General features: G+C 58.3%; 13 protein-coding genes. 2 read left to right on the forward strand and 11 right to left on the reverse strand.

Translation table 11 applies throughout. The features are described from left to right. Positions 1 to 14: 14 nt before the first annotated feature. From ACIPL2_RS12905 to ACIPL2_RS12915, 3 genes are all read right to left on the reverse strand, one after another. Positions 15 to 671, reverse strand: a complete 657-nt coding sequence (locus ACIPL2_RS12905) for a DsbA family oxidoreductase (RefSeq protein WP_401356738.1) — start codon at positions 669 to 671, stop codon at positions 15 to 17. Continuing rightward, a complete protein-coding gene (locus ACIPL2_RS12910; RefSeq protein ID WP_401356740.1) occupies positions 668 to 889 on the reverse strand; it encodes a 4-oxalocrotonate tautomerase family protein in 222 nt (73 codons plus the stop codon). The genes ACIPL2_RS12905 and ACIPL2_RS12910 overlap by 4 nt, the downstream gene beginning before the upstream one ends. Before the next feature lie 369 nt (positions 890 to 1,258). Beyond that, positions 1,259 to 1,843 carry a PBECR2 nuclease fold domain-containing protein gene (locus ACIPL2_RS12915; RefSeq protein WP_401356742.1) on the reverse strand — a complete coding sequence of 195 codons (585 nt, stop codon included), beginning with the start codon at positions 1,841 to 1,843 and terminating at the stop codon, positions 1,259 to 1,261. Positions 1,844 to 2,025: 182 nt separating this feature from the next. Between ACIPL2_RS12915 and ACIPL2_RS12920 the strand changes: the two genes are divergently transcribed. Beyond that, on the forward strand, positions 2,026 to 2,349 hold the full coding sequence (locus ACIPL2_RS12920; protein ID WP_401357041.1) for a helix-turn-helix domain-containing protein: 324 nt from the start codon (positions 2,026 to 2,028) through the stop codon (positions 2,347 to 2,349). 372 nt (positions 2,350 to 2,721) lie between these two features. Here ACIPL2_RS12920 and ACIPL2_RS12925 read toward each other — a convergent pair whose 3' ends face one another. The 5 genes from ACIPL2_RS12925 to ACIPL2_RS12945 all read right to left on the reverse strand — a co-directional run bounded on the left by ACIPL2_RS12925 (position 2,722) and on the right by ACIPL2_RS12945 (position 8,429). Further along, entirely contained in the window at positions 2,722 to 3,495 is a 774-nt protein-coding gene (locus tag ACIPL2_RS12925; protein ID WP_401356744.1) for a DeoR/GlpR family DNA-binding transcription regulator, read from the reverse strand. 55 nt (positions 3,496 to 3,550) lie between these two features. Then, on the reverse strand, positions 3,551 to 4,552 hold the full coding sequence (gene pdxA, locus ACIPL2_RS12930; protein ID WP_401357043.1) for a 4-hydroxythreonine-4-phosphate dehydrogenase PdxA: 1,002 nt from the start codon (positions 4,550 to 4,552) through the stop codon (positions 3,551 to 3,553). Positions 4,553 to 4,557: 5 nt separating this feature from the next. Then, positions 4,558 to 5,838: a four-carbon acid sugar kinase family protein gene (locus tag ACIPL2_RS12935; protein ID WP_401356747.1), complete on the reverse strand. Its 1,281-nt coding sequence runs from the start codon at positions 5,836 to 5,838 to the stop codon at positions 4,558 to 4,560. After that, positions 5,835 to 6,848: a 2-keto-3-deoxygluconate permease gene (locus tag ACIPL2_RS12940; protein WP_401356749.1), complete on the reverse strand. Its 1,014-nt coding sequence runs from the start codon at positions 6,846 to 6,848 to the stop codon at positions 5,835 to 5,837. Before ACIPL2_RS12940 ends, ACIPL2_RS12935 begins: the two co-directional genes overlap by 4 nt. 294 nt (positions 6,849 to 7,142) lie before the next feature. After that, positions 7,143 to 8,429, reverse strand: a complete 1,287-nt coding sequence (locus tag ACIPL2_RS12945; RefSeq protein ID WP_401356751.1) for an OprD family porin — start codon at positions 8,427 to 8,429, stop codon at positions 7,143 to 7,145. A gap of 421 nt (positions 8,430 to 8,850) precedes the next feature. On the opposite strand from ACIPL2_RS12945, the gene ACIPL2_RS12950 reads away from it, so the two are divergent. Further along, entirely contained in the window at positions 8,851 to 10,944 is a 2,094-nt protein-coding gene (locus ACIPL2_RS12950; RefSeq protein ID WP_401356753.1) for a TonB-dependent receptor, read from the forward strand. A 194-nt stretch (positions 10,945 to 11,138) separates the two neighbouring features. On the opposite strand, the gene ACIPL2_RS12955 is transcribed toward ACIPL2_RS12950, so the two are convergent. From ACIPL2_RS12955 to aguB, 3 genes are all read right to left on the reverse strand, one after another. Continuing rightward, positions 11,139 to 11,351: a hypothetical protein gene (locus ACIPL2_RS12955; RefSeq protein ID WP_401356755.1), complete on the reverse strand. Its 213-nt coding sequence runs from the start codon at positions 11,349 to 11,351 to the stop codon at positions 11,139 to 11,141. 244 nt (positions 11,352 to 11,595) lie between these two features. Continuing rightward, on the reverse strand, positions 11,596 to 12,702 hold the full coding sequence (gene aguA, locus ACIPL2_RS12960) for an agmatine deiminase (protein WP_401356758.1): 1,107 nt from the start codon (positions 12,700 to 12,702) through the stop codon (positions 11,596 to 11,598). 5 nt (positions 12,703 to 12,707) lie between these two features. Further along, a complete protein-coding gene (aguB, locus tag ACIPL2_RS12965) occupies positions 12,708 to 13,586 on the reverse strand; it encodes an N-carbamoylputrescine amidase (protein ID WP_401356760.1) in 879 nt (292 codons plus the stop codon). Between the last annotated feature and the right edge of the window lie 144 nt (positions 13,587 to 13,730).

The following is a 13,730-nucleotide window of genomic DNA, read 5'->3' on the forward strand; positions in this document are numbered from 1 at the left end:
AAAAAAGTAAGTAATCAGGCTTCGGCGGGGGCCGTCGCCATTTGTCTCAACATCTGTTCGTAGTACGCGACCGACTGCGAACCGGACACCAGGTGACGACCGTTCAGGACCATGGCCGGTACCGAGTTGATGCCGTGCTGGCGGTAAAACGCTTCAAGCTCACGCACTTCCTTGGCAAACGCTCCGGACGCCAAGACCTCTTGAGCAGCTTCCGCATTCAGTCCCGCGTCAGCAGCCAGACGAACCAGCGTCTCGCGATCGCTCGGGTTCTGGCCTTCGCTGAAGTAAGTCCGCAGCAGGATCTTCTTCAGCTCGACTTGCCGACCTTCCTGCAGTGCCCACAACAACAGCCGGTGAGCATCGAAGGTGTTGTAGAAGTGAGTGCGCTTCTCCAGATCAAACGTGAAACCGAGGGCTGCGCCGCGCTCGATCTGCATGGCTTTGCCGGCAGCGACGTCCTCGGCTGTGCGTCCATACTTGCGCATCAAATGCTCGACCGCTTTTTCGCCGACTGCCGGCATGTCCGGGTTCAATTCGAAGGGCTTGTAGGTCAGCTCCACCGACACTTCACCGGCTACGTTCGCTATCGCTTGCTCCAACGCCGTCGCGCCCAACGCGCACCACGGGCACACCACATCGGAAACAAAATCGATGGTGACGGTGGAAGTCATGACTTCCCCTCCGCCTCAGCCAGCTGCTTGCGGTACTGGGTGGTGCTGATGCCCGCGTAGCCCCAGTTATCGGTGTCGACTTCTTCGATCACGATGTGGGTCAGGTGCGGATCCTTTTTGAGGACGCGTTCCAGTGTTTCAGTGATTTCGGCGATCACCTGAGCTTTCTGCTCAGAGGTAACGCCATCGCGGGTAATGCGTACGCTTACGAAAGGCATGAGGAATCTCCAGTGACCTTCCCTTCGGAATGAATGGGTCGGCGTTGGAGCTCAATGTAGGGAGTTAGGTAGAGGGGATAAAGGTGGGGGCGGGAACATCATTAGTTACGTTGTGTAATGAGTGCTTAGCGGCAGGCAAAACAAACGCTGTTTCAACTCAATGTCGACGCGAGCTGAACGGTCGGGTTGACATATAAGTCATTGGTAACAGAGAATCGGCCCAAGAGCGCGAAACCGACTGCCTTCAGGTGGCGATAGTCGGCGTTAGGAACCCCGTTGATGACCTGAATATCAGCGTTCGGGTGAGACCTCTTCTCCCCCGCTTGAGGGAGCACAATATCAAGCAACCTTTTCAAGAAAGCAGCCTAATCAAGGCTGCTTTTTTTGTTTTGGCCCCTCGCAACGTTGATAGACCAACTCGCCATGTCGGTGCTTGTTTAGTGCCTTTTTCTCACAATTCATGAAATTCCAAAGCAAGTTTCCATGGTCAACATGGATGACTACTAGCATCTGGTATTTCGTGTTGTACAACCCAATGAATGCCAGACGATGGGAACCGTCGCTGTAGGAAACTCGCCAGATTTCCAAGGGATTGCGGACCGTGTCCACAGCGAAATCGGTAAAGCGTTCTCGGGCGTTTGGACGTTTTTCTACGATGTGAAAAAGATGATGGCGCCAAATGGTGATCGGTACGTACGGCGTTTCAATCAGCACGGCGTCAATTCCTTGCTGTAATCCAAAACCCAGCGCGACCTGCTCGACGGCGGAGTGGAAATCGGCTGCACCTGGTAGCTCGCGTAATGCGGGAGTCGAAAGCGTTACAGAAATATCCCGCAGATCAGGCAAGCCTAGATCCTTCCAGTTTTCTTGATCCGGAGCCTCCTTTACCCTTGGAACACACATTCGAAAATCTCTTTCGGCATCAACCGCTATTTCAGCCAGTTGAAGCGTCATGAGAAATCAGGTGGATCCCGTTTTCCCCTCGGAGATTTCTGACAATCTTGCAGGTTATCGCCATCGCAAAAGGGGTAGATTTAATTTTGACCGGCACAAAAAACAATTGCATCAAAAACGGCCAATCGTCTAATCTGCATTTATCGTAAATTTTAGATAATTACTAAAAAAGGTGAATGCTCATCGCCATTCAATTCTTTGATAGCCCGTTCCATGTCACACACGACGAGGAAGTCGCCAGCAAAATGGCACTAAAAATGGAGCTATCAATCTTCATCTCCGACTGCATCAAAAAGCTGGGGCTCAAACAAAGTGAAGCCGCCGCCAGGCTGAACGTGACCCAATCGCGCGTCTCAGAGCTCACCACTGGCAAGATCGAGAAATTTACGATCGATGCAATGGTGGACATGCTGGACAGACTTGGCTTTCGCGCCAACTTTACTTTGCCGTCTGACGATGCGGGTGCGTTGCCGCAGATTGTCATTTCACAAGCACGTGCCTGCTAGACGTTGAAACCCAACTTTCGAATCTCTCTTTTCCGCTCCTTCAACCAATCTTCCGCAACCACCATTGCGTGACGATCGGTTCGTCGTTTTGATGAACGAATGAAGGACAAAAAATGGTTTTCGCATACTTCGCGATGTAGATGCATCGGTATGCCGGGCCGCCATTGATGATCAACTCAATAACGCCCGCCCCCACTGTGCTCGGCTGCTCTACGCATCAAAAGCCCCACAATCAATCGATGACATCTAGGAGCGAGCCTGCTCGCGATGGTCTCAAGAGCGCCGCGTTTCGCCAGTAGGCACGCGTTATCGTTAACGACCATCGCGAGCAAGCTCGCTCCTACAGCGGGCTGTATCTTGAGGGAAACGCAATCAGCCAACGTCCACCGTTTCTACGGTGATTTGCTTGAGGGCATAAAACGGCGCAAGCGCCGCCTCATCCGCCGTTGCACCGGTGATCAACCGCCACTCCCGCTCAATCGGCGTCCAGTGCTGTTGCCTTGCACGACCCAGTTTATCGGTGTCAGCCAGTACGACAATCTGCGCCGCCCGCTTGATGATGCATTCCTTCAAATACGCCTGCTGCGCACTCGCCTCGCACAATCCAAACTCCGCGACCACACCGTCCGCGCCGAGGAAGGCTTTGTCGACGCTCAACCGGCTCAATGTCAGCTCCGCCAACGGTCCCAACGTGCTCATGCTCGAACCGCGCAGGTCGCCGCCGATCAAGGTCAGCCGCACGCCCGGCGCGTTGGCCAGGGTCATCACCGCGAGCAGGTTGTTGGTGACCACGTGCACGTCTTGTCGCGAGCACAAATGATGGGCCAGTGCGGCGCAGGTGGTGCCGCCGTCGAGCAGTACGGTGTCGCCGTCCTGGACGTGGGCCGCCGCCGCTTGGGCGATGGCATCTTTCTGCTCCCACTGCGAGGTCTTGCGTTCTTCCAGTGAAGCTTCCGGCTCATGGACCCCGACCACGGCAGTCGCGCCGCCGTAGGTGCGTACCAGGTGCCGCTGTTTGGCGAGCATGGTCAGGTCGCGTCGCACCGTGGCTTCCGAGACCCCGAGCGCCGCGCTCAATTGCTCGACGTTGGCATCGCCAATGCGTACGAGATCGAGGATGGCGCGGTGGCGTTCGGAGGCTTTCATGGCGGGTCTCGGGCTGTGGGCGGTGGTCGATCTTACACGACAGCGCCCGTGCGCCTCATCCCCGTCGCGTGGCAAGCTCCGCACCCTGGCGCAGCGCTTCGAGCAGGCTGCGTTCATCGGCGATGCCCTTGCCGGCGATGTCGAACGCGGTGCCGTGGTCGACCGAGGTGCGGATCACGTCCAGGCCGACGGTCACGTTTACGCCCGCTTCAAGTCCCAACACTTTGACCGGGCCGTGGCCCTGGTCGTGGTACATCGCGACCACCAGATCGAAGTCGCCACGACCTGCGCGGAAAAACAGCGTATCAGCAGGCAACGGACCCGTGACATCGAGGCCGCGTTCCTGCAACAGCTTCACCGCAGGAATGATTTTTTCTTCCTCTTCGCCATACCCGAACAAACCGTTTTCACCAGCATGCGGATTGATCCCGCACACGCCAATGCGTGGCTTGGCGATACCAGCCTTGATCAGTGTCGCGTTACCACGTTCGATGGTGCGCTGGACCAGGCCCGGTTCGATCTTGCGGATCGCGTCGATGATGCCGATGTGGGTCGTGACGTGGATCACCCGCAGTTGCGGCGCCACCAGCATCATCGACACTTCGTCGACGTTGGTCAGGTGCGCGAGCATTTCGGTATGGCCAGGGTATTTGTGGCCACCGGCGTGCAACGCTTCCTTATTCAGCGGCGCGGTGCAGATCGCGTCGATCTGGCTGGCCTCGGCAAGTTGCACGGCACGGGCGATGTATTGATAAGCCGCGTCACCGGCGATGGGTGACAACTCGCCGAACGGCAGGTCCTCGGGAATCAAATCGAGGTCGATGCAATCTATGGTGCCGGCCTCGTATTGCGCCTCGGAGGCGTCCTTGATGCGGCGCACTTTGGCGCTACCACCGACGATGACATTGGCCTGCTCAAGACGACGGGCATCGCCGATCACCAGTGGCCGACATTGTTGATAGACGACGTCGTGAGTCAGGCTCTTGACGATGATTTCCGGACCGACACCTGTAGCGTCGCCCATGGTGATGCCGATGATGGGGAGGTAGTTGCTCATAATGTTCATTCGAGTCCTTGGATTCGTGTGCGTTTGGGCTGGGAGCGATCGGCGCTGTCGCTCAAGTGTTGCCATGCCGCATACAACGCGTGATCGGTGCCGAACGCGCCTGCCTTGGTAACAATGCCGGGTCGATGGCCCTGGCGGGAAACGGTCGGGCGGGCGTAGGCCACGCCGGCTTCGATTTCCGTCAGCAGTTGCAGGCTGTCGATGCCGACGGTGGTCAATATGGCCCGCGCCGTCTCGCCGCCCGTGGCGATCAGACCGCCGACCTTGGCGAAGTGTGGTTCCACCAGCGCGGCCAGCAGGGTCGAAAGTTGCGCGCCCTCCTGCGGATCGAACGCCTCGTCGCGGCCGATGCGCAGCAGCAGGTCACTCCAGCCGTCCAGTTGCTCGCCGATGCGCGCTTGCCAGAGCGGCCAATCGCTATGGGTTGTGCCTTGGCGCAGGACTTCTGGCGGGATGACCAATTCGCTGACCCCGCCACGTTCCTTGAGCAGAGCGCACTGACGCTCGCAGACACCGGACAGGCTGCCCACAAGGATCAGAATCGGCGCCTGACTTTTTTCGATGGCCTCGGAATCGAGGTTCGCGAAACGTGCTTCGGAGAAATCAGGAAGACCGGCAATTTCTCGCGCAAGGCCACCGGAACCGATCCAGAACAATGGCTGATCCATCGACGCGGTCATCCGCGCCAGCGTCAGCAAGTCATCTTCAGTTTGCGCGTCGACGATCAATGCTTGCGTGCCGCTGCGGGCGACCTCGGCAATGCGGTTTGCGAGTGCGTTTTCATTGCCGCGCAAGGTGTCGAGGTCGAGCTTCGCGGTACTCAGGCCAGCGTCGATGAGCATCGCTTCGACGTCGGCCGGGCGGTCGGCGTTTTCCAGTTTCCAGGTGTCGGTGGTTTCCAGCGGCTGGCCGTTCACGAACACTCGACCGCCGCGTAGCGTGCGCCCGGTGGCAGGGAACGCCGGGGCGACGATGGCCAGGCCGGCCAACGGTTGCAGGGCAGCGACTTCCGCCGCCCAGTTGCCGCGCAAAGTCGAATCGATTTTCTTGTACAGCCGCTGCCCGGGTTGATGCAGCGCCTTGAACGCGGCGACGGTGCGCTCGGCGGCATGCGCCGGTGACAGGCGCCGGGTGTCTGTATCGGCGGCGATCACTTGCGCGTCAGCCTTGTCATTCAACGGGTCGAGCGTGACCACCGTTTGCAGGCCAGCGCTCGCGAAGCCGATGGCGCAATCCGCCGCGCCCGACAGGTCGTCTGCGATGATCAGAATCCTCATCGCAAGGCCTCCTGCTTTTGCGGCTCGATCTCCGGGTCCGGGATGACGACGGAATTACGCTGCTGCACACGCTTGGCGACGGCGGCGGTGAGCAGCGGTGCGAGGATCGCAGTCACTACGACGCACGCTGCTACCAGAATGGTCGCGCTCTTGGCGGCTTCGGCGTACACCGGATTGGCCGCCGCGATCAACGCAGGCACGGCTGCGGCATTCCCCGCGGTAGTGGCCGCAGCAACACCGGCGACGCCAGTGCCACCGGTCAAACGATCGGCGAAGAACAGCGGGATACCGGTCAGCACAACCACCGCAACGCCCATGCCGAGACCCAGCAAACCGGCTTGCCAGACGTTATGCAAATCCAGGCTGGCGCCGAGTGCCAGGGCGAAGAACGGGATCATCACCGGAACGGCCTTGGCCAGAAAGTCGCGCATGTCACGGTCGAGATTACCCAGCAGCATGCCGAGCGCCAGCGGCAGAATGCTGCCCACCAGCGTTGGCCATGGGAATGCCGACAGGCCGGCGATGCCCAGCGTCACCATCGTCAGAAACGGACCCGACTCCAGCGACATGACCGAGTACGCGCCGACATCTTCAGAGCGACCGTATTGCCCCATCAGCGCCATGTACAAGCCGCCGTTGGTGTCGTTCATTGCAGCGACCACCGCCAGCGTTGAAATGCCGGCGAAAAGACCCGACGAAATCGGCTGCTCGCCCAGAAAGTGCCCAAGCACAATCCCGATAAGCACCGCGATGCCGACCTTGGTCGCCAGCAGCGTTCCGCCCTTTTTCAGCAGGTAAGGCGTGGATTTGATGTTGATGCTCGCGCCCATGCAGACGTAGAACACCGCGAGGATAGGTAACGCCCCGGTGAACAGTGCATTGGTGAATGAGCCGAAAAACTTCGGCGTGTCAGGCAGGAATGTTGCCACCAGCGAACCAATCAGCAGGGGCACGATCATCATGCCGCCCGGAATGCGTTCAATGGTGCGCTTGATAGGGATCTGGGCCACGAGGGTCTCCTTTTATAATTGTTGGGTAAGACGTGCTTCACCTCGAAACTGACTGAACCGATCACTCAATGATTATTTCAGTCAAATTTATCTTAGGGTATCGGTTTAATTTGCGCAAACCAATCATTCAAATGATCGTTTCGATCATTCTGGGTGGATAATTTGCGACGTGGTACGCGACTCGAATCGTTCGGTGACGCAGGCTAGAGCCTTGCAGCGCGCATAAAAAAGCCCCAAACCAGTCGGGGCTTTTTTTCTCAGCCTTGAATCAGGCCTCGATGCTTTAACCGATCATCAGAAAATATTGATCGGGTAATCCACGAACACGCGCACTTCGTTACCGCTGACGTTGTACTCGCTCGACTTCTGCGACACGCGCAGGATCGAGCTGCGCAGTTTCACGCTGAGGTCTTTGGCCGGGCCGCTTTGCACGACGTATTTGAACTGGTTGAAGATTTCGCGCTCGGTACCGCCTTCGCTGGTGGACGTGGTGATGTTGTCACCGCGTACGTAGGCGAAGTTGTAGCTCAGGCCTGGCACACCGAAGGTGCTGAAGTCGAGGCCGTAGCCCAGCTGCCAGCTGCGTTCGTCTTCGGCGTTGAAGTCGGACCAGTAGGAGTTGGCCAGGTAGATGGTGTTGCCGCCGTCGCCGACGCGGTTTTGGTCTTTCTGGTAGCCGCCGTACGGGTAGCCCAGGTTGCTATCGCCGGTGCTGCGCTGGTGGGCGAGCGTGAACGAGTGCGGGCCGGTGGCGAAAGTGGCCGCCAGGCTCCAGATCTTGTTGTCGTCGCCGGTGATACCGTTGTCGCGGACGTAGGAATCGTCCAGCTTGGTACGGTAGCCGTTGAAGTCCAGGGACAGGGATTGATCCTTGTCGATCGGGAATACGTAGTTGGCGTTCACGTATTGTTTCTTCAACACGTCTTCGACATCGGACGCGTAAATGGCAGCCTTGAACTGTTCGGTGAACTGGTAGCTACCGCCCAAGACGTTGATCGACTTCAAGCCACCGCTGTCACGGCCTTCAGCGCTTTTGCGCGATTCGGCGGTGAAGCGACCGGCGTTCAGTTCCAGGCCTTTGATCTCCTTGGAGGTGATCAGGGTGCCGGTGTAGCTTTCCGGCAGCAGTCGCACGTTGTCGTAGCTCAATACTGGCAGGACCGGCATCTGGTCGCCGTAGGTCAGCGTGGTGCTGGACAGGCGGAATTTGACTGCCGCGCCAGCCTTGGCCAAGTCATCTGCCGGTTCGCCGCTCGCGCCTTTCTTGAAAAAGTCGATGCCTTGCGCGCCGCTACGGTCTTCACTGCGCTCCAGATTGAGTGCGTACAAACCGAAAGCATCCACACCCACACCCACGGTGCCCTGGGTGAAGCCGGACGAGAACGTACCGATGGCCGCTTGGCCCCACTCGGATTTATCCGGGTTGCCGTCTTTGAAGTCACGGTTCATGTAGGCATTGCGCAGCAGCACTTTGAGGCTGCTGTCTTCAACAAATCCCTTGGATTCGGCCTGGTCGTTAGCCATGGCCTGTGTAGCGCTCAATATCCCCAGAGCGATCAGACTGATTCGCTTGTTCAACATTTTGTTTTTTTCCTTATTTCCGGTTGATACGCGCTGTGTCGAACGGCTGAAACGGCGCTATCGCACTCTTTTTTCACCCCAAACAAAAAGGCCCGCCCACGAGGAAATCGTGGCGGGCCTTTTTCTTATTTTATGAGTCATGGCGGTTAGCCACAGGCGTAGGACGGAATCGTAGCCGCGCCTTTAACGATGTGTCAATTTCATGAATCGTCTGTAAATAGGTGAAAATCGTCTAAGAAATGACTTGTTCAGTGGAATCGATTGACGAATCGGTCGAAGGACCTTCCGCTCTTCTGTAACAACCTAGACATAATTGGAAACACTCCAATCGTGGAACTTCTCAAGAATAATTAACGAAAGTAAATAGTAAGCATTATCATTCGCGCCCTCGAACTTCTCCACCCTTTCGGATGCGCTTCAGATGCCTGCCCCCTTCCGCCTTACGCCCGTTACCCTTGGGCTTTCTGCATTTCTGTCTGCCGGTTTTTCCTACGCTGCACCCACCACGTTACCGGCCACGTCCGTCAGCGCCGAAGCCGAAGCCGATGACCCACGCGTCAAGGAAACCAGCACCGCGACGCGCACCGCCACGCCCGTGCGCTACGTGCCACAAGCCATCGACTCGATCAAAATCGCGAACGTCATGGATTACGGCACCAACGATCTGGGCACCGCGCTGAGCGGGATCCCCAACGTCAGCAGCGGCGCCGACACTCGCTTCGACAGCTTGCGCATCCGTGGCTTCGACGCCAGCAACGACTTCTACCTCGATGGCATTCGTGACGACAGCCAATACGTACGCGACCTGCACAACATCGAACGCATCGAAGTCCTCAAGGGCCCGGCCGCTGTGCTGTACGGTCGTGGCAGCCAGGGCGGGATCGTCAATCGGGTCAGCAAACTGCCGGAGTTCGGCCGCCGCTCGACCATCGAAGCCCAAGGCGGCAGCGAAGATTTGCGCAGCCTTTACGCTGACCTGAGCACCGACCCGAGCGAAAACATCAGCCTGCGTCTGAACATGGGCAACATGGATGAGAACAGTTTCCGCGATGGCGTAAGCGGCAATCGCCAACTGTTCGCACCGTCGATGAGCTGGCAACTGACGCCGGACCTGAACTGGCTGGTGCAGTACGAATACAGCCGTTACAACCGCACGCCGGATCGTGGCGTTCCTGGGGTCAACGGACGCCCCGCAGACGTAGGACGCGATACCACCTACGGCAGCGAGCACGATTTCATCGACGACAAGTCGCAATCCCTGCGCTCGAAACTCAGCTACGAACTCAGCGACAACTGGCAGCTGCGCCATACCCTCGGCGTGTTCAAGCTCGACAGCGATTTCGACAACACCTACCAGACCGGCTACACCCCGGCGACCAACCAGGTTACGCGCCAGCACTGGCAGCAGGACCTGACCACCCGCAACGTCTACAACAACGTTGAGCTGGAAGGTGGTTTCGACACCTTCGGCCTTGAGCATCGTCTGTTGACCGGCATCGAAATCGGTAGCCAGCGTCGCGATCCCACGTTGTACAACGCCGCCACGTCCGGCCCGGGCAGCTCACCGGTGCCGTCGCTGGACCTGAACAACCCGAATCGTGATTTGCGCCACACCGGACGCATGCAGGTGTCCAGCGACAACCGCACCGAAGTCGAAAGCCGTGCGGTGTATGTGCAGGACCAACTGCGCCTGAACGATCAATGGCAACTGTTGGCCGGCCTGCGTTACGACACGTTCGATATCGAGTCGACCAACAAGCTGCGGGGCATTTCCGAAGACCGCGACAGCCACAGCACCAGCCCACGTGTAGGACTGGTCTGGACACCGCTGCAGAATCATTCCTTCTACGCCTCCTGGACCAAGACCTTTTCCCCGGTCGGTGGCGGCTTGATCGGCATCACCCCGGGCGCTGCCGGCAACAGCAACGACCTGAGTCCAGAGCTGACCAAGCAGAAAGAAATCGGCGTGAAGAGCGACTGGCTGGATGATCGCCTGAGCACCACGCTGGCGATCTACGAACTGGAACTCTACAACCGCCGCACCAGTGATCCGAACGATCCCACCGTGACCTTGCTCAGTGGCCTGCAACGTTCCCGCGGGATTGAGTTGACCGGCACCGGCAAGATTGCCGGCAACTGGTACGTGCGCGGTGGCGTGGGTGTGCAGGACGCAACCGTGGAAAAGGACAACAACGGCTTTGAAGGCAAACGCATCAGCGACGTGGCCAAGCACAACGGCAGCCTGTTCCTGACCTGGAAACCGGAGATGGGCTGGTATGCAGAAACTGGTTTGACCCTGGTGGGCCAGCGTTACGCCGATAACCTCAACACCACGGTCCTGCCGGGTTATGGCCGTTGGGATGCGTTGGCCGGGTTCCGGCAAAAGGATTGGGATTTGCGCGCGGCGCTGAACAACATCAGCGACAAAACCTATTACTCTTCGGCCACCAGTGCGGCGCAGATTCAACCGGGTGCGCCACGAAGCCTGGTCGTGACGGGAACCTACAGCTTCTAAATTCACTGCGATTTAGTGTGGGAGCGGGCTTGCTCGCGAAGGCGGTCGATCATTCAACATTAATGTCGACTGACACACCGCCTTCGCGAGCAAGCCCGCTCCCACATTTGATCTCCAGTGATCAGGAAAACACTCGTGCATAAAAAAAGCGCCGCCATCCCGGCAGCGCTTTTATCAATCCGTTGTTTTTCTTCTTATCCTTCCATCACATCCCACAACGCTTCCAGCTCCGCCTCGCTGAATAGACCAGCGGGGTAACGCTCGATCATCGTCCGGCGCGGATCACTCTCTGTGATCTGACGCGTTCCTTTGGACTTCAACCAGTGCGCCAGGACCTGGAGCGATTCGCTATTTACTGCCAGGGGATGCAACGCCCGCTCGCTCACTGCATTCATTTCGGCGTTCATTTCCGCGCTCTCTCCTGGTACGTGAGCGGCTAACTTATCCAAGGTTTATGACAGAACATCGCAGTTCTCCCCTCCCTGTTTTACACCATGAGAGATACAAGAGCTGTGCCAAGGTGTCTGAACCGTCGACGAGTGGATACAAAAAAGCCCGCAGTCCTGACGGGCTGCGGGCTTCTCGAGAGGCGAGGAGGGAAAACTTTTGCCTGATCGATTTTGCAATCAACTCAAGCTGTTACAACCTCACTCACTCCTTGTGCGGTGCTGGCTGTTGTTGGGTAAGGCAGTGGATGTTGCCGCCGCCCAGTAACAGTTCGCGGCCCGGCACCATCACCACTTCATGCTGCGGGAACAGCGCCTGCAGAATCTCTTTGGCCGGACCGTCCAGCGGATCGTCGAAGCTCGGCGCGATGATGCCGCCATTGACGATCAGAAAGTTCACGTAGGAACCGGCCAGACGCACGGTCGGATTTCGTTCCTGAGTGCCGTCCACCGGATCAACACCGGCGCATTCCTCTTCGGTGGCATACAGCGGCCCCGGAATCGGCATCTTGTGCACCGTGAATGGGCGACCTTTAGCGTCGGTGCTGCTTTCGAGCACTTTCATCGCCGCCTGGCAGCGCGGGTAGTTCGGGTCTTGCGGATCATCGGTCCAGGCCAACAGCACTTCACCCGGACGCACGTAGCAACAGAAGTTATCCACATGGCCGTCGGTTTCGTCGTTGAACAAACCGTCCGGCAGCCAGATGATTTTATCCACAGCCAAGTGGGCGCTGAGCACCGCTTCGATCTCCGCACGGCTCATGTGTGGATTGCGATTGCGGTTGAGCAGGCATTCCTCGGTGGTGATCAGCGTGCCTTCGCCATCGACGTGGATCGAACCGCCTTCGAGCACGAAACCTTCGGTGCGATAGCGCTGGCTGCGCTCGATCTCAAGGATCTTGCCGCCCACCTGCGAGTCACGGTTCCACGGCGAATACAGGCCGCCGTCGAAACCGCCCCATGCGTTGAAATCCCAGTTCACACCACGGACTTCGCCACTGTTATTGATGACGAACGTCGGGCCGGTGTCCCGGACCCAGGCGTCATCGCTGGACATCTCGACGACGCGAATATTCGGCACATCGAGACGCGCACGGGCGTTCTCGTACTGGCCAGCGGAAACAGCCACGGTTACCGGCTCAAAACGGGCGATGGCCTTGGCCACCGCCACGTGCGCGGCTTGCGCCGGTTTGCCACCCAGGCGCCAGTTGTCCGGGCGCTCGGGCCAGATCATCCAGGCTTGCGTTTGGGGTGCCCACTCGGCTGGCATGTAGAAGCCATCGGCGCGAGGGGTGCTGTTCAAAGTGGTCATAGCAATCAGGACTCCAGGGAACCGTCGAGGGTTTTCAGCGCGCCGTACAGGTTCGGGCGTCGATCACGGAACGAGCCCCACGCGCTGCGAATATGCTCCAGCTCGTCAAGGTCGAAACTGTGCACCAGAATACCTTCTTCGGTTTTATCGAGCTCCTGAACTTTGTCACCAAACTGGTTGGCGATGAACGACGAGCCGTAGAAGGTGATGTCGTAGCCGTCCTGTTCCTCGTTGCCGATGCGGTTGCTGGCGATCAGCGGCATCAGGTTGGCGCCGGCATGGCCTTGTTGCACGCGCTGCCAGTGGTCACGGGAAGAAATGGTTTTGTCGTGTGGCTCGCTGCCGATGGCGGTCGGGTAGAACAGGATTTCCGCGCCGAGCAACGCCATGCTGCGCGCGCACTCAGGGAACCACTGATCCCAGCAGATGCCCACGCCGATTTTCGCGTAACGGGTTTTCCACACTTTGAAACCAGTGTCGCCCGGGTTGAAGTAGTACTTTTCGTGGTAGCCAGGGCCGTCCGGGATGTGGCTTTTACGATAAATCCCGAGGTTGGAGCCGTCGGCATCGATGATCGCGATGCTGTTGAAACGCGCGCGGCCTGCCAGTTCATAGAAGCTGATCGGCAGTACGACCTGCAGTTCTTTGGCGACTTTCTGGAAGTGCTTGATGGCGACGTTGTCTTCAACCGTCGTGGCCAGTTGCAGGTAATCCGGGTTCGGCTTCTGGCAGAAGTACGGCGCCTCGAACAATTCCTGGATCAGAATGATCTGCGCGCCTTTGGCTGCGGCCTCACGGACCAGCTTTTCAGCGGTCTCGATGTTGGCTTCAAGGTCCCAGGAACAGGCCATCTGGGTCGCGGCGACGGTAACGATACGGCTCATGAATCATCTCCGGGTAAACGCTGTGGGTCGAGTGTGGCCTCGACCGATGACAGAAAGAGGAAGCGCCGGGCGTGGTGAGACACGCCGTGGGTATGGGCGACTTTATAGCCGATAAAAATCGGCTTTTAAAGCTGAAAATATTCT

The sequence above is a fragment of the Pseudomonas sp. NPDC086251 genome (assembly GCF_044746405.1).
Lineage (GTDB): Bacteria > Pseudomonadota > Gammaproteobacteria > Pseudomonadales > Pseudomonadaceae > Aquipseudomonas.

Excerpts from the sequence above, each read along its gene's own strand:
- ACIPL2_RS12910 (WP_401356740.1), bottom strand. The coding sequence starts at position 889 with ATGCCTTTCGTAAGCGTACGCATTACCCGCGATGGCGTTACCTCTGAG.
- pdxA (WP_401357043.1), bottom strand. The coding sequence starts at position 4,552 with ATGAGCAACTACCTCCCCATCATCGGCATCACCATGGGCGACGCTACA.
- ACIPL2_RS12915 (WP_401356742.1), bottom strand. The coding sequence starts at position 1,843 with ATGACGCTTCAACTGGCTGAAATAGCGGTTGATGCCGAAAGAGATTTT.
- ACIPL2_RS12935 (WP_401356747.1), bottom strand. The coding sequence starts at position 5,838 with ATGAGGATTCTGATCATCGCAGACGACCTGTCGGGCGCGGCGGATTGC.
- ACIPL2_RS12955 (WP_401356755.1), bottom strand. The coding sequence starts at position 11,351 with ATGAACGCCGAAATGAATGCAGTGAGCGAGCGGGCGTTGCATCCCCTG.
- aguB (WP_401356760.1), bottom strand. The coding sequence starts at position 13,586 with ATGAGCCGTATCGTTACCGTCGCCGCGACCCAGATGGCCTGTTCCTGG.
- ACIPL2_RS12925 (WP_401356744.1), bottom strand. The coding sequence starts at position 3,495 with ATGAAAGCCTCCGAACGCCACCGCGCCATCCTCGATCTCGTACGCATT.
- aguA (WP_401356758.1), bottom strand. The coding sequence starts at position 12,702 with ATGACCACTTTGAACAGCACCCCTCGCGCCGATGGCTTCTACATGCCA.
- ACIPL2_RS12905 (WP_401356738.1), bottom strand. The coding sequence starts at position 671 with ATGACTTCCACCGTCACCATCGATTTTGTTTCCGATGTGGTGTGCCCG.
- ACIPL2_RS12950 (WP_401356753.1), top strand. The coding sequence starts at position 8,851 with ATGCCTGCCCCCTTCCGCCTTACGCCCGTTACCCTTGGGCTTTCTGCA.
- ACIPL2_RS12945 (WP_401356751.1), bottom strand. The coding sequence starts at position 8,429 with ATGTTGAACAAGCGAATCAGTCTGATCGCTCTGGGGATATTGAGCGCT.